Source organism: Candidatus Chloroploca mongolica (assembly GCF_004762035.2).
In the GTDB taxonomy this organism is placed as follows: domain Bacteria; phylum Chloroflexota; class Chloroflexia; order Chloroflexales; family Chloroflexaceae; genus Chloroploca; species Chloroploca mongolica.
On sequence record NZ_SIJK02000056.1, the window covers coordinates 17978 to 34032 of the forward strand.

The following is a 16055-nucleotide window of genomic DNA, read 5'->3' on the forward strand; positions in this document are numbered from 1 at the left end:
CTGGGCGGCGCCACCCCTACACTGCGCGCAGCCTGCTGCGCATGGGGCAGGTCTGTGCCGCGCTGGGCGATCAACCGCAGGCCCGTGCGTTCCTCAACCGAGCGCTGCTCGTCTACACGGCGGTGCTTGGCCCCGATCACCCCTCTACACTGGCGGCGCGGACGCTCGCTTACGCGGGATAGCCCGCAGACGTGTGGCGCATCGTGTGATGATGGGAGCGCATCAGGCTGCGCAAATACCTCCACGCCTATCGGGCGATCTTCACCAAGAATCCACGCGCCGCAATGTTGCGCACCACGTTTGTCGATGCCTTTGCGGGAACAGGCTACCGGCAAAGCCCAAAGGCAGCGTCGGCACAAACACTCCCGCTTCGGCTCGATGACCTCCCTGTTTACGATGATGTGTCAACATCAATAGGCTGACGTCAGAATGCCGGCTCATTGTTGCGATGATTGATTGCGTCGCAGCGAGCTCGATCGCTAACGGCAGACCATCAAGCCGGGTGCAGATCGCCGTTACACTGCTTAAGGCATGCGCATCAGGCACGAACGCTGGGTTGAAGGCCTGCACGCGATCAATAAACATCTGGACGGCGGCTGAATCAGCCGCATGTTCAGCCGCCTGCGGTAAGCGGTATCTTGCTCATGAGCCTGCGCCAGAGTGGGCGGACGTTGAGACGCTTCTGCACGCACTAGGTGCCGACATTGGCGAGCGTTGGATCATTTCTTCAGAAGCATCCACGTTGGGCCACCACTTTGACGTAGCCCTAATTCCCAGACTTCGCCGTGCTTGATTTCCAATTCCGCGTGGTACAATTGAACCAGCTCCGGTGGCGCGATTATCTTGAGAATCCCAACCCGCTGGTGGCGGCACTGCTCACCCGGATGCAGGTCGCACCACGTGAGCGGCGTGCCGTCAAGGCGGCGTGCATGGCGTATCTCGTGGGATTGCCAATCAGTACGAAGCGGCGGCGCATGCTTCGGCAGTTTCTGGAGGTCTATCTGCCATTACAGCCAGCAGAGGAGCGCTTGCTACAGGAAGAGCTCGCTGATCTGGTGCCAAGGGAACCGGAGGATTAGTAGATACCTGCATTGCCGAATGCCAGCGCTCAGCGAGGGCTGCGGCGGGGCGCTTTCCACGCTGGCCGATCTCGAAGCCTGGCTGACCACCAAGCTAGTACCGCCCCTGCCTGGAACTACCGACTATGCATACTCGGCGAGCACTTGCGCCAATGATAGCATGCTGCCTGCTGCATAGTCAGCCTGCCAGGTTGGATGCACTGCGATCAAGGTGCGCACCTGCACACGTACATGCAAATCGTTCGGCTCGGTGCCCAGTTCATAGAAACGCTGCAGATGCTCAGCGGCCCCGAGCAGTCGTGCGGCTTCAGGCACATTGCCCCGGTGTGCGGCGAGCAGCGCCAGACCAGCGATGGCATGGATGGCGATGTCGGCCAACCCCGACAGATGGGCGTTGTGCATACTGGCACGGAACCAGCGCTCGGCTGTCGTTGCATCGCCCTGCTGGAGCGCCAGGTAGCCCAGGTTACGCCGTACGCGGACGATGGCAAAGACGAGGCCCTGGGTTTCATAGGTATTGAGGCTCTGGGTGAGTAACTGCATAGCCTGCGGGTAATCGCCGCACGCAAGGACGATCAGGCCCAAGCCATCCTGCGACTCAGCGATGATCTCGGGTATGCCGATCTGTTCGGCAAGGACGAGAGCCTGTTGAAAGGTGGCCTCAGCTTGCGTGTAATCGCACTGTAGACGCAGCGCATTGCCGAGATTAGCCAGTGTACCGGCGATCCGTACGTGATTACCACAGGTACGCGCATAGGTAATTGCGTCGTGAAAGCAGGTGATCGCATTAAGGTAATTGCCCTGAGCGACGTAGGTCATGCCCAGGTTGTTGAGGATCGTGGATAACAAAAAGGCATCACCGGTTGAGTGCGCCAGGGCGAGACTCTGTTGATGCAGTTCGACCGATTGCGCATATTTGCCAGGAATGCGTGCAAAGATGCCCGCGAGGTTGAGGCTGCGGGCGAGGCCAATTGGATCGTCGCAGGCGCGAAAGAGCGCGATCGCCTGATCGAGATACGCATAGCAACTGGTGTCTGACTGCTGTGAGATAAGAAAGCTCGTGGCATAGTTGGCGCGTGCCTGGAGATCAAGATCGCCGGGCGGCGGATGCGCCACCAACGGTTCGAGCCAGCGGCGCCCTTCACTGAAGAGACCGCGTGTGCGCCAGTAGGCGAAGAGAGCGGTACTGATGCGCAACCCAGCCAGGCCACCATCGTGGGCAAGCGACCAGGTGTAGGCGGCCCGCAGGTTGGGTAACTCGGCGTCAAGATGCACAAGCCAGGTCTGCTGTTCTGGGCCATCAAGCGAGACCTCGGCCTGCTCAGCCAGATTGACGAAGAATGCGGCATGCCGGGCCTGTTGCGTTGCCAGTTCACCGCTGGCGTTCAGTTGCTCGAGCGCAAAGGCACGCAACGTTTCCAGGAATTCGTAGCGATCATCTTTGACCGTCACCAATTGTTGTTCCACCAGTTGGGGAAGGGCCTGCGCGATGGGCATAGAACCATTGATGGCCTGCGCTGCGTGCCGTGTCCAGCCGCCCTCGAAAACACCTAAGCGATCAAAGATCTGACGGGTGGCAGGATCGAGCAACTGGTAGCTCCACATGATCGCGCGATGGAGCGTGCGCTGGCGTTCGGGCAGATCGTACGGGCCGTCAGCGAGGGCAGGCAGCAAGGGCGAAAGCTGGGCCAGGAGTTCAGCGGGTGTAAAACGATAACAACGGGCGGCAGCGAGCTCAATCGCAAGGGGGAGGCCGTCGAGACGGCGGCAGATCGTGGCCACTTCGGAAGCTGCATCGGCAAGTTTGAAGCTCGGACACACTGCGCCAGCGCGCTCGGCAAAGAGTTGCACGGACGGGGCCTGGACAATCGCCTCGGCCTGATCTGTGGCGGGCAAACCGAGCGGCTCGACCGCAAAGAGGCGTTCGGCACGCAGGCGCAACGGCGCACGACTCGTCGCAATAACCTGGAGCAGAGGGCAGAGTGCGAGCAATTCAGCCACATCGTGAGCTGAGGCAAGCAGGTGCTCGAAGTTATCGAGGATAAGCAGGGTCGACTGATGATACAGGCGATCGGCGAGTTGATTGAGCAGGGAGGTTCCGGGCTGTTCTGTAAGCGCCAGGGCACGGGCAAGCGCGGGGAGCAACTGGGTCGGCTCGCTTAGCGAGGCAAGCGCCAGATAGACGACATGGTCGTCAAAGAGCGGGCGTACGTTGAGTGCGGCATGCTGCGCGAGGCGGGTTTTCCCAACACCGGGCGGGCCAAGCAGGGTGAGCAACCGTGTGCCGTCACGCAACAGACGGCGCTGGATAGCGGCAAGCACCGCCTCACGCCCAAGCAAGGGATTAGGCGGCGCAGGTATCGCCCCTGGTGGGCGCGAGCGTGGTGGGTTGATGCCAACGGCGCGGCTCGCGGGGAGCGGCACCGTGCTCTCAGGCAAAAAAGCCGCCTGCTCAGCCGGGGTAGCCTGGAGCAGATCGAGCACCTGCGGCAACATCGCCGGTGGCAACGTACGCTCGCCGCGTTCAATTTTGCGCACCAGCGAGAGCGAACAGGCAATCTGATCGGCAAGCGCCGCCTGAGTCAGACCGAGGGAAGTGCGGCGGCGGCGCACCCATTCACCAAAAACAGAGGAACGAACCATATGGTGCTAGTCATCCGAATTGTGTCACTTTTGTGTTACCTAAGTATAACAATAAACTGGTTTAATTGGGGAAGCAATTGCTTGCTACATTATGCAGGTATGCGCTCAATGGTAAAGACTGTGTTAAGAAGATGCTAGAAAGCAGAGTTCAATGCAGCGTCATCATATTCGAGTCCTGTTGACCCTCTGTGCATTGCTCCTCATCGCCACACTGCTACCACAGGCACGAGGTTTAGTCGAGGCCCAGAGTTCCTTGGCAACCACACCCTCTGATCCGGCCCCCTTCGCCCGCCTCGCCGGTACAGCCTCGCCTGATGGCTTGGCCCAGGCTGGCCTGCGGGTCGAGCTTGCCCAGGACGGCGTACGCCCCGAAGCGACCACCACCGATGGGGATGGCGCATACTTCTTCGCGATGGTTGCAGGCGGTGCCTATACCGTGACTGCGTTTGACGGCACGGGACTGCCCTTTGCAAGCGAGACGCTGCTCCTCACGTCGGGCGAAACGCTTTATGTGGATCTTGGCGAACCCTTGCGCCCCAGGAGGGCAAGCCTTGCCAATAACGAGACAAGCCCCTGCGCCTACAATGCCCCGCCGGGAACCGCGATCATCCGCGGTACTGTTACCGATGCGCTGACCGGCCAACCAGTCAGCGACGTTTTCGTCTCGGCTTTTGGGCCCCGCAATGCCTCGGCCACGACCAGTGCGACAGGCACTTATACGCTCACCGAGCTTGCGGCTGGTGCTTACAGGATCAGTTTCAGACCTCCGTCGAGTCAAAATTACCTACTGCAATACTATAACGGTAAAGACGATTCCGCTGAGGCTGATCTGCTCACGGTTCCTGAGGGGGCCACGCTCACCAACATCAATGCGGCCCTGACCCCCGGCGCGATCATCAGTGGGCGGGTGAGTGGCGTTGGCAATGAAGCGCTCAGTGGGGTCGCTGTTACGGCCTATCGCCTCGTTGGCGAGGCGCGCTACGCTGAAGCGAGTGATCGCACCGAGAGTGATGGGAGCTTCAGCATTGATCGCTTGCCTGCTGGTACCTATCAGCTCGAAACGTGGATTACCGATAGTGACAACGCTACTGTGCGCGCCTATCTCAACGGCACCTCGAACGAAGTAAGCATTGCGCCCTCTAGCACCAATCCGAACGTCAACCTGAACCTTGTGCGGGGAGCCCAGTTTAGCGGGCGCATCACCGATGCGAATGGGTCAGGAATTAGCGATATCAGGGTGACTGTGTACGATGCCACCAATGATCGCTATGTGAAGGATGTAGCGCGATCTGAGTTTAATGGCAGCTACACGTCGCTTGCGCTCCCGGCTGGCAGCTATAAGGTGCGTTTTTGGTCGAATAGCTACGCTAGTCAGGTTTACCTTGATACGTACTACAACAACCAGCCCAGCCTTGAACTCGCCACCCCGCTTGTGCTTGGCGCTAGTGGGGTGACGCCCAACATTGACGCTCAGTTGACCCTAGGTGGCGTCATTGCAGGCAAAGTGACGGGTGCCAACGGCGTACCGCTGAACAGGGTGAGCGTCTGGGCCGGGCCAGCCGCAGGCGGCAGTGGCTCTTATGTATCAACCTCGACCGGCTCTGACGGCACCTACACCCTACGCGGGCTAGCTACAGGGCAGTACCAGGTAAGTTTTGCTACTTTAGATTCGTACGATACCGAAACTCAGCGCTACCTGGGGGAGTATTACAATAACCAGAGCACGAGCGCTACGGCGAATCCGGTCACGGTGACCGCACCGAACACCGTTGCCAACATCAATGCTGAACTGACCCGTGGCGCAATCATCAGTGGCTGTGTCAGTGGCAGTGATACTGGTCGTGGGATCAGCCGTCCCAGACTTGAGATCAGACCGGTCGGTGGCGGCTCTTCCGTCGCTACCCGGAGTGATTCGAATGGCACCTATCGCACCCAGGCGCTGCTCCCGGGCAGCTATCGGATCACCTTCAGCGACGACTCTACCTCAAACAACTCCACCCGTCCCGGCTATGTCAGCCAGGACTATGCCACACCGGTCGTGGTAGCCAGCGACAGTCTCACCGGGATCGACGCGGTGCTGAATCCCGGCGGAGCGTTTCGGGGCACGATTACGGGCCTGGATGGGGTACCGCTGGACGGCATTGATGTGTCGATCTACACCCCATCCTCTTATGTAGCACGCGGTTCTACGTATGAGGATGGGGTGTATACCACGCGGACAGTGGCCCCTGGCCGCTACACCCTACGCCTAAGACCCTACTCGTCCAGCCCCAGTGCGGCCTATGCTAGCGTAGAGATCGGCCCCTTTGATGCGACGCTCAACGCCTTCACCATTGTGAATTACCAGATGAGCTTGGGCGGCCAGATCAGCGGACGGATCACCAATCGGGATGGTGCGGCGCTGAGTGATCTTTCGGTAGCGATCTACAACGAGGCCGGATATTTTGTGGACAGCACCTACTATGTTGACGACAGCGGCGTCTATACCACGACGGGGCTGGCCCCTGGAAACTACCGGCTTGAGTTTCGGCCTTATGGGGATGCGAATCAGTATGCGCCCCAGTTTTACAACAACAAACCTGACCTTGCCAGCGCCGATCCGGTCACGGTGAGCGAGCCGGGGATCATCCCGAATATCAATGCGGCCCTCGACATTGGCAGCGTCATCGCGGGCCAGGTCACGGTGGCAGGGGGGGCCGAACTGGGCGCTGTTGAGGTTGCAGTCTACAATGCCGAGGGAAGGTACATCAGGACTACCTGGGTCGCGAGCGACGGCAGCTACAGTACGCCAGCCCTCGCCAGTGGCAGCTACCGGCTCTGTTTCACCCCACAGGCGAGTCGCCTGATCGCCGAGTGCTACAACAACCAGGCCACGCCAGACAACGCCACCCCGATCGTCGTCACGGCCCCCACGCCAGTCGAGAACATCAATGTCGAACTAGCCGTGGGCAGTCAACTCAAGGGCCGGGTGGTTGATGCGGCAGGGGATGGGGTTGCTGGCGTCCAGGTCGTGGTTGTCGCGCGCACGAGTACCGCGCAGGAAAACCTTATCCTGGCGCGGGCCTTCAGCGCGAGCGATGGCAGCTATACGACTAGCCCTGGCCTCCCGGCAGGTGCCTACCAACTCTCTTTCTATGCGCCGACCGGCAGTAACCTCGGGTTTGCCAACCTGGACGCGACGGTCGCGAGCAGCGGCACCGATGTTGAACTCGCTGACGTCACGCTCAGCAGCGTACGGCGGGTTTACTTGCCGTTGGTGTGGCGCTAGGGATGGTTCGTAACCAATAGGCAAGCCTGCCCTGCGTGTGCTGCCCCTCTCCGCTAACGGCACATTTTTGTTTAGCTTGTGGACAAACGGCTACATCTTTGGCAGCTTCGCCCTGATGCTGAAGCGTTCGCAGCAGTAATTGGTTTGAGGAGCCATATCTATGTGCTTACTGATCAGTCAGCGAAACGGCCTCCTACTCACCCTCGCTCTCGTTTTGTTCCTGGCTCTGGCCAGCGCCGTTCGCGCCGACGAAACGCCCGTACCAATCCTGGCCACTGCCTGCCCGCCCAGCATCCCCTTTGGCGAGTTGTTCGACTGCTCGTTGGAGGCAGCCGGTGAGGTTGACCGTTACACTTTTACCGCTACGACCAACGATAGCTACATCATCCGTATCGTGCGCACCTCGGGCACCTTTGAACCCAGTATCGTCGTGCGTAACCCGAATGGGGTAGCAGTGTGTGAACGTTATACCTTTGGCAACAAGATCGAGCTTGATTGCACGGCAACAAGTAGTGGTGCCTATAGCTTTGAAGTGCAATCGTCGGGGACGAATCGCTCCACCATCGGTGGCTACCAGGTCTATATGCAGCGGCTCAATGGCGTTGGTAATGCCACCCCGCTCAGCATCGGCAGCTTCACCCAGGGTAGCCTGGCGGCACCGATTGAGAGCAAGACCTACAGCTTTACGGCGGCGCAAAATGATCTGATCCGCTTGCGGCTCTTTCCTACGGCTGGTACAATCCATCCGCGCATGCGCGTCTACAATGCGGCGGGGGTTGAACAGTGCGCGGTCTACCGCGTCTCGACCAGCCTGGCAACCATCGAAACGTGTGCGATTACGGCGGCGGGTACCTACAGCCTGTTGGTAGACGATAACACCACCAGTCGCACTGGGGCCTACGACCTACATTTTCAGCGCCTGAACAATCCGGGCAATGCCACCCCGCTGACGCTGGGCAGTGTCACCACAGGTAATCTGGAACGAGTCGCTGCCATGAATGTCTATCGTTTTGACGCAGAAGCCAATGATCAAGTAATCCTCCGCTTGATCAAAGAAGCCGGGGCTTTCCTGCCGCAAATGACGCTCTTTGACCGCGCTGGGGTGAGTATTTGTAGTACGTATAGCTTGCGAGCCCTAGCGCGAATCGAGCCGTGTGCCATTCCGGCGACAGGCCAGTACAGTCTTTTGATTGAGGATCAGCGCCTGGAAAATACTGGCGCCTACCGGCTGCACCTACAGCGGCGCAATAATCCAGGGAATCCGACCGCCATCGCCTTTGGACAGAGCCGTCAGAGCAGCATTGCTTCGATCGCAGACTTCGGTACCTTCAGCTTTGAGGGCGTTGCGGGCGGGCAGGTGCGCCTGACGATGCTGCGTACCAATGGCAGCTTCTGGGCGCAGGTGAGCGTTTACGACCCGGCTGGCCTTGAACTCTGCACTGGCCGATCATTTAATCCGGGAGTGGAGGACGTGACGCTCAACTGTACGCTGAAGACGACCGGGCAACATACGATCATCACTGAAGATAGGAACAATACAGGTGTTGGTGACTATACACTCACCCTGGCCTGTCTCAGCGGGAGTTGCAGTCCGGCCGCGCCGCGCAACGAACGGGTCTATCTGCCGTTGGTGCGGCGCTAATGCACGACGCTTTGGAGTCAGGGCGTCATGATACCTTCGCCGCAACGCTCACTACCATGCGCTGGATCAGGTCAGCAGGCATGGGTGCGCTGAGGATGGACGTCGCGAGCATGGTCTGGAAGAGCCGCTCAAACAGGGTCAGGCTGGCCGGATCGGTCAGCTTGCATAGGATAATAATGTGATCAAGCGTTCCAGTCCTGTGCCATGGCTGGTTGTCCTAGGTAGTGGGCTCTGGCTCATCACTCTGGTACTGATTGGGCATACGCAGGCTCAGCAAACAATTCTGGGCCGCGTCTACCTGCCACTGGTCATACGCGAAGATGTGCGTCAGGCAGGTGCTACCTGGAGTGGGCCGCTAGCGATAGCACCCCATGATGGGTTGCTCTGGGTAGTGAATCCTGATGCTGGTAGTGTGAGCGCCCTCGACCTCGATCAATTACGTCTCGTGGTGACTCTACCGGTTGGGGGCGAGCCATGGTCGTTGGCCTTCACGCCCGATGGGGCGACGTTGTTGGTACTGGATCGAGCCAATGGCGAACTGATTGCGCTCGACCCGCTGCGCTTGATTATGCGGGCACGTATCAGTGTTGGGCCGGAGCCCGCTCACGTCGTAGTACATCCGACCGGCCAACTCGCCTACGTCAGTGTCGGCGTGGCCCACCACCTCGTCATCATTGATCTAGCTACGCTGCAGATCGAGCGTCAGGTCGCCACTGCCGCCCATCCCTACGCACTCGCCATCAGCGCCGATGGAGCCCAAGTCTACCTGACCCACTTCCTCGCTCAGCCCCTCCAGTCGGGCGGTATGGGGCTTGATGACGGAGCACTGGGGCTGATCAGCGTGTTCGGCCCCCTGGGGGATTTGCAGCGTGTGATCAGCCTGCCGCCCGACCAACACGGCTTTGCCAATCAACTGGCAGGGATTAGCCTCTTTGGCGAACGGGCCTGGGTGCCGCAGATTCGCGCTGCACCCGAGCAGCCCAACACGCTTAGCACAACCGTCTTTGCGGCCGTCTCAAGTCTCGATCTGGCCGCTGGCCGCGAAGACGAGCACGCCAAGTTGAACCTGAACGACGAAGAGGTCTTCGGTTCGCCGGTCAATAACCCGGTCGCCGCTGTCCCCAGCCCCGATGGGCAGACGCTGTACGTTGTGCTGGCGGGCAGCAACCTGATCGAGCTCGTGGATGTAGCCCAGTCGGATCGTCCACGCTTGCTCGGGTTCATCGCCACAGGCTTGAATCCGCGTGGCATGGTGCTCAGCGCCGATGGGCAGCGTGGCTATGTGTGGAACTACCTGGCGCGCTCGGTGACGGTACTTGATCTAGTACAACGGACGCCGATCGCCGAAATTGTCGTTACTCCCGAGACCTTGCCGCCTGATCTGTTGCGGGGCAAGATCCTCTTCAACACCGTCGCTGATCCGCGCATGGCCAAGTCGTCATGGGTCTCGTGTGCGAGTTGCCACGCTGACGGTGGCACTGATGGCGTGACCTGGAGCCTCGCCGACGGTCCGCGCCAGACCCCGGGGATCTGGAATGCGGGCGCAACCTTGCCCTGGCACTGGTCGGCAGCCCTTGATGAACCTCAGGATGTCGAGGATTCGATCCATACGCTGCAATTTGGCCTGGGCTTAGCGCCCGGGGCCGACCCGCCGCTGCTCGGCACTCCGAACGACGGGCGCTCAGCGGATCTGGATGCCCTGGCCCGCTTCTTGGTCGAAGGCATCCGCACCCCACAGGGAGTACTGCCAACGGCAGCCAGCCATCAGGGGCGTGCGCTCTTTCAAGAACTTGGTTGCGTGAGTTGTCATGGTGGCCCCACCTGGACAATTAGTAGCATCCCAGGGGTGGTGGGGCAACTCGACCCCGATGGCAATGGCATGGTTGATCAGCTCTTGCACGACGTCGGTACCGCGACCGCTGCCGATATACGTGGCGCAACCGGCTTCGATGTGCCCGCACTGCTTGGCCTGGCCTTCACCGCACCCTACATGCACGCTGGCTCGCTGCCTGATCTCAAGGCCGTCCTGGATTCAGGCCACCCAATGCCGGGCCAGCCCCGCGTGCGGCCCCTGAGTAGGCTTGAACGGGAAGCCCTGATCGCCTTCTTGCTGACGATTGACCTAGAGACTGAGCCTCTGTTTGCGCCGTAAAAGGAAGTCTACGCTGAAAGGACACGCTGATGAATCGGTTCCTGCGCTCCGCACCAACCGTGCTTGCCCTGATCGCCATCTTGTTGCTCAATTCATGGCCGGTGGCACCGTTACGTGCCCAGGTGCCCCAACCACAACCACAGGCTGCGGCTAGCCCCGCCCAGAATAGCCAACGGGCGTACCTCCCGTTGGTCATTCGCCCCACGGGTCCACCCAACTTCACCCTGAGTAGTCCGCTCGCTGGCTCAACCGTGGGCGGCACCACGCTGGTCGTGGCGCAAGTACTGGATGCTGGCTCGGTCAGCAGCGTCAGTTTCCGCGCAGGTAACCTGGATCTGGGCACCGATAGTACGCCTGCGGATGGCTTTCGGGCCTTTTTGGATGCTAGCAGGTTGCCAGCGGGTTCGGTGACGATTACTGCTACCGCCCGCGGGCCAGCCGGTGAGGCAAGCCAGAGCGTGGAGGTCATTGCGCAGCCCAACCCGCCAGCGAGCGCAACCATTGGTAGTCAGGGCGGCGTGCTTGGCAGCGACTCGGGGGCGACGATTACGATTCCGCCGGGCACAGTCAGCGATAACACCACTGTGAGCATCCGCGAGCGTACCCAGGCCCAGGTGACCACCGAATCCGGGATCGTCTGGGACGACATCGGCGTGACCTTCCTCGGCGACATCGCCATTCAGTCAAACCAGCCGCTCTCGCGGCCAGTGGAGATCAGCACCCAAGGCTTTGCCAATCGCATTCAGCCCGGCCAGGCGGTGGTCACCTACAATCTGTTACCTGACCAGGATGGCGACGGGATTGGTGAATTGGTGGTCGCGAGTACCGCCGAGGTGGCACCGAACGGGGCGATTGTGAGTACGCCCGTTAATAATACCGCTGTTATTCGCAGTGCAACCGTGCGCAATGCTTCCGGGCGCACTACTTTGCTGACGCGTGATAATCGTGTTGTCGTCGCGCCAGGGGAACTCCTCACAGTAATTACTGAAGGGCTTAACGCAGTCTCATTGCAAGGAAATGTGTTAACCTTCAGATCGGCAACAGGCAAGAGCTACAGCATTGCCGCCCTTATACTACCCACCCAGGCCAACCCCTTACAACAGGAACTGAAGACTCTGCTCCCATCATTGCCACCCGGCGACGTAACTATCTCGCTCTTTGACGCGAGTAGTGGTACAACTATTGAAGTTGGCCTCGTAACAATCACTACCGCGCCCGCCCTTACTCGACCCGCCTCTGAGATTATTGAGGCGTACTACGCCCAGCATCTGATCTTCCTGAGTTCGCTTCCGACAGTTACCCCTGAGGCTGTCGAGGAGCGAGATTCTCTGGTGAGCGCAACAACTCAAATGCGCGATGCCTTCCGCCAACTGTTCACTCTTTCGGATCCTCAAGTTCAGGGCGGGCTAGTCGAGTTTGCTACGATAATCGAAGGGTCAGGGGTGCTCAAGAGCGAGGGGGCTCAACAGCGAGAGCTGTTAATGTTAGCAGCTAACGGCTGCTTTACCCCTGAAGAGCGACAGCGTCTCCAAGATGATTTTGACAATGCGATCATTGTAGGTACTGTTGCTTGTACAATATTCACTGCCATCGCCGCAGCTGCTGGCGGGGTTCCGGGTGTCATCGTGGGTTCTATTTGTGCGGGAGCACTTATCACAGGCGATAAGAAGCTTAATCGCGCAATTGATCGAGCTCCAACGTGTCCGAATGAGTCTCCACCACCACCTCCTCTCCCACCCTGCCAGCCCACGCCTAGTGGCGGCGTCCCATCTAGCCGCGGTATCGGCGGTGCGCCGCCCCCCGGCGGGAATGGCTGTGGCAATGCAGCAGGGAGTGGGGGTGGCACTGCAGCCTTAGCCCAGGTCGGGAGTGGGAGCCTCCAGGGGCGTTACATCGTCAAGGTCTTCCCGCAGGCGGGCGGCCGGGCGCTCAGCCCCTTCACTGGCGCGACCGACGCGGGCGGCTACTTCTTCCTGCCCTTCATCCCGCAAGGCGAACCCTTCCGTGCCGTGGCTGTTGATACGGTTACGGGCGCTTCACGCAGCTTCGAGGGCGTCGGCCCGGCGACTGGTGAATCGGCCTACATGTTTTTCGACTTCTTGGATGCCGAAGACAACCGGGTTGCGATCAATATCGGCGACACAGTCAGCGATGGGGAGCCGCAGGCGGGGGCGGGGAATATCGAGAACCCCGGGGCCTTCGATGTCTACACGTTTGAGGCCGAACCCGACCGCGAAGTGATCTTCGAAGTGCTCAACAAAGCCGCTGGCCTGAGCCAGACACGCTGGAAGTTGGTCAGCCCCACGGGCACCGAAGTCTTTAACCGCGTCATGGCGACGACCCAACTGATCGCTCTGCCCGAGCCCGGCACTTATACCCTGACGGTCGGTGATGATACCAGCGGTGGCACCGGCACCTACTCGTTCAAACTCGTTGGCATTCCGTTGCCGGATCGTTTCAACATTGCCATTGGCGACACGGTTGCCCCTGGCATCCCTGGGCCTGGGGCTGGCACGATTGAGCAGTCGTTGGTCAAGGATCGCTATACCTTTACCGCCACGGCGGGACAGCGGATCTTCTTCGATGCGATCAGCAACTCGGTCTCCTACTTCCGCCTGAACTGGACGCTGCTCGATCCCAACGGGAATCGGGTGGGAAGTGTGAACTCCTTCGTCGACACCGACCCGATTACCCTGGTCGCCGCTGGCAGTTACACCATCGTCATTGATGCTGATGCTGATCTCGTGCCCACCTATAGCTTCAAGCTTTGGGATGTGCCCCCGCCGCAGCAGTTCAACATCGCGATTGGCGCTACGGTCGCCAATGGGATACCTGCCGCTGGGGCGGGTAATATCGAGACCCCGGGCGTGATTGACCGCTACACCTTTACCGCCACGGCGGGACAGCGGATCTTCTTCGATGCGATCAGCAACTCGGTCTCCTACTTCCGCCTGAGTTGGACGCTGCTCGACCCCAACGGGAATCCGGTGGGGAATGAGAACTCCTTCGACGACACTGACCCGATTACCCTGGTCACCGCTGGCAGTTACACCATCGTCATTGATGCGGATACTGATCTCGTGCCCACCTATAGCTTCAAGCTTTGGGACGTGCCAGCGCCGCAGCAGTTTGCCATCGCGATTGGCGATACGGTCGCCAATGGTATACCTGCCGCTGGGGCTGGCAATATCGAGACCCCGGGCGTCATTGACCGCTACACCTTTACCGCCACAGCGGGACAGCGGATCTTCTTCGATGCGATCAGCAACTCGGTCTCCTTCACCCAACTGAGTTGGACGCTGCTCGACCCGAACGGTAATCAGGTGGGGAATGAGAACTACTTCGCCGACATCGACCCGATTACCCTGGTCGCCGCTGGCAGCTACACGATCGTCATTGATGCTGATGGGGATCGCGTCCCCACCTACAGCTTCAAGCTTTGGGATGTGCCCCCGCCGCAGCAGTTCACCATCGCGATTGGCGATACGGTTGCTGATGGGGTGCCTGCCGCTGGGGCTGGCAACATCGAGACCCCGGGCGTGATTGACCGCTACACCTTTACGGCCACCGCGGGGCAGCGGATCTTCTTCGATGCGATCAGCAACTCGGTCTCCTTCACCCAACTGAGTTGGACGCTGCTCGACCCGAACGGTAATCAGGTGGGGAATGAGAACTACTTCGCCGACATCGACCCGATTACCCTGGTCGCCGCTGGCAGCTACACGATCGTCATTGATGCTGATGGGGATCGCGTCCCCACCTACAGCTTCAAGCTTTGGGATGTGCCCCCGCCGCAGCAGTTCACCATCGCGATTGGCGATACGGTTGCTGATGGGGTGCCTGCCGCTGGGGCTGGCAACATCGAGACCCCGGGCGTGGTTGACCGTTATACCTTCACAGCCACGGCGGGGCAGGCGATCTTCTTTGATGCGATCACGCCTACAAGTTCGTCACTTTTGCGCTGGTCACTGCGTGACCCGAACGGCAATCTCGTAGGCTCCCAAAGTCGTCGTTTCGCTGATACCGACCCCATTACCCTCAATCTTGCCGGTTCGTATACCCTTGAGGTGACGGCTGAAGGTGATCGCACGCTCGTCTACTCGTTCCGCCTCGAGCCACGTTAGCCAGCCAAAGCAAAGAGGGACGGCCCATGGGCCGTCCCTCTTTCGCCCTCACCCTCTGACCCTACGCCTCCACGCCCCAGGCAAGGCTCCTGCCAGCGCACCGCTACGATCGCGTCACCGAAGCGAGTCGTAAGGCCGCCGGCGAGCACACGCTGGGCAGCCTGTTCGACCATGCCACCAGGGCCATCTGAGGAAACCGAAACAAGACCACGAGTCCGGCTTGCTTCATGGAAACACCATCTTCACGTCAGCAGTGGTGTCGTGTGGCGTGGCTTCATCTTCCATGGGGGCAACTTCTGCATGTGCTGTTGAATGTGCTCGCTCACCTGCGTCGCCAACCCATCGAGCGCTGCCAGGACACCTTCGCGGCTCGCCGCTGTGGCATCAGAGAGCAGCGTCACCTGCTCCAGCGGGTAGCCGCAGAACTAACTGTGGGTCGCGGAGAACAGCAGTTACAGCGTTCGCATCGGTGGCAGTGATTGGCACGGCGAACTGCGGCGCGTGGGTGTAGCTGCCGGTGGCGATCAGCAGGGCGTGGGCGGCGGGGAAGGACATTGTCCTTGCTCCTGTGCGTTACGCGGCTAACGTGACGGGGATACGGTTGGGTCAAGACGTCTCGGCAGTGATGGCGGCCAACGCTCCTACTAGCGTCTGGATAGTCAGCATGCTATCCAAACGAAGGCATTGCTCATCATCCAGACTTACCAAGGTACAGCCATAACGCCGCGACTCAACGGCATAGGTCACATCTGCACCACGCAGAAAATAATTTGCCGCCAGTTCCTCAGCCTCTCGGCTGAAGGCACTATCAATAGTCCGTTGGTACGACGGTAAACCACCAGACATGGCAACGCCCACATCAGAGTACGATGCCACCATAGGCTCCCCGTGGGTGTCGTTGTCGTCAGGCTCCTCGTGGTTGCCGTTGGTTGTCGTCAGCCTCCCTGTGGGTGTCGTTGTCGTCAGGCTCCTCGTGGTTGCCGTTGGTTGTCGTCAGGCTCCCCGTGGGTGTCGTTGTCGTCAGCCTCGCTGTGCTTGTCGTTGCGACCCCCGCCCGTGCTGCCCGAGGCGCGCCCCGCGCCGCCCTTCCGCGCGCGTGGGGCCGGTGGTCGTCCAGGTGCGGGGGACAGCTCCCTGGATGCCCGTA

The 16055-nt window shown here is 60.1% G+C and carries 9 protein-coding genes and 1 pseudogene; 6 read left to right on the forward strand and 4 right to left on the reverse strand.

Features of this window, described 5'->3' with window-relative positions:
* Window positions 1–29: 29 nt before the first annotated feature.
* A pseudogene (locus EYB53_RS20560) lies at window positions 30–182 on the forward strand (tetratricopeptide repeat protein); the annotation flags it as partial.
* A 79-nt stretch (window positions 183–261) separates the two neighbouring features.
* Here the strand turns inward: EYB53_RS20560 and EYB53_RS20565 are convergent.
* Window positions 262–585 carry a hypothetical protein gene (locus tag EYB53_RS20565; RefSeq protein ID WP_135480546.1) on the reverse strand — a complete coding sequence of 108 codons (324 nt, stop codon included), beginning with the start codon at window positions 583–585 and terminating at the stop codon, window positions 262–264.
* A gap of 230 nt (window positions 586–815) precedes the next feature.
* Here EYB53_RS20565 and EYB53_RS20570 point away from each other — a divergent pair, with 230 nt between their 5' ends.
* Complete coding sequence (locus EYB53_RS20570) at window positions 816–1079, forward strand: hypothetical protein (RefSeq protein ID WP_135480548.1); 264 nt, start codon at window positions 816–818, stop codon at window positions 1077–1079.
* Window positions 1080–1202: 123 nt separating this feature from the next.
* Here EYB53_RS20570 and EYB53_RS20575 read toward each other — a convergent pair whose 3' ends face one another.
* Window positions 1203–3722 (reverse strand): ATP-binding protein, encoded by a 2520-nt coding sequence (locus tag EYB53_RS20575; protein ID WP_135480550.1) that lies wholly within the window; start codon window positions 3720–3722, stop codon window positions 1203–1205.
* Between the two features lie 151 nt (window positions 3723–3873).
* On the opposite strand from EYB53_RS20575, the gene EYB53_RS20580 reads away from it, so the two are divergent.
* From EYB53_RS20580 to EYB53_RS20595, 4 genes are all read left to right on the forward strand, one after another.
* A complete protein-coding gene (locus EYB53_RS20580; RefSeq protein WP_135480552.1) occupies window positions 3874–6990 on the forward strand; it encodes an MSCRAMM family protein in 3117 nt (1038 codons plus the stop codon).
* Between the two features lie 160 nt (window positions 6991–7150).
* Window positions 7151–8632, forward strand: coding sequence for a PPC domain-containing protein (locus tag EYB53_RS20585; RefSeq protein WP_135480554.1), 1482 nt, complete (start codon window positions 7151–7153; stop codon window positions 8630–8632).
* Between the two features lie 178 nt (window positions 8633–8810).
* Window positions 8811–10784: a hypothetical protein gene (locus EYB53_RS20590; RefSeq protein ID WP_135480556.1), complete on the forward strand. Its 1974-nt coding sequence runs from the start codon at window positions 8811–8813 to the stop codon at window positions 10782–10784.
* Window positions 10785–10813: 29 nt separating this feature from the next.
* Entirely contained in the window at window positions 10814–14908 is a 4095-nt protein-coding gene (locus EYB53_RS20595; RefSeq protein WP_135480558.1) for an Ig-like domain-containing protein, read from the forward strand.
* Between the two features lie 242 nt (window positions 14909–15150).
* On the opposite strand, the gene EYB53_RS20600 is transcribed toward EYB53_RS20595, so the two are convergent.
* Window positions 15151–15309, reverse strand: coding sequence for a hypothetical protein (locus EYB53_RS20600; RefSeq protein ID WP_167857517.1), 159 nt, complete (start codon window positions 15307–15309; stop codon window positions 15151–15153).
* Window positions 15310–15514: 205 nt separating this feature from the next.
* Window positions 15515–15754, reverse strand: a complete 240-nt coding sequence (locus EYB53_RS20605) for a hypothetical protein (protein WP_135480560.1) — start codon at window positions 15752–15754, stop codon at window positions 15515–15517.
* Window positions 15755–16055 lie beyond the last annotated feature (301 nt).

Bases quoted from the DNA above. Each gene is read 5' to 3' on its own strand.
- EYB53_RS20585 (WP_135480554.1), top strand. From the start codon at position 7,151: ATGTGCTTACTGATCAGTCAGCGAAACGGCCTCCTACTCACCCTCGCT.
- EYB53_RS20575 (WP_135480550.1), bottom strand. From the start codon at position 3,722: ATGGTTCGTTCCTCTGTTTTTGGTGAATGGGTGCGCCGCCGCCGCACT.
- EYB53_RS20605 (WP_135480560.1), bottom strand. From the start codon at position 15,754: ATGTCTGGTGGTTTACCGTCGTACCAACGGACTATTGATAGTGCCTTC.
- EYB53_RS20595 (WP_135480558.1), top strand. From the start codon at position 10,814: ATGAATCGGTTCCTGCGCTCCGCACCAACCGTGCTTGCCCTGATCGCC.
- EYB53_RS20580 (WP_135480552.1), top strand. From the start codon at position 3,874: ATGCAGCGTCATCATATTCGAGTCCTGTTGACCCTCTGTGCATTGCTC.
- EYB53_RS20565 (WP_135480546.1), bottom strand. From the start codon at position 585: ATGTTTATTGATCGCGTGCAGGCCTTCAACCCAGCGTTCGTGCCTGAT.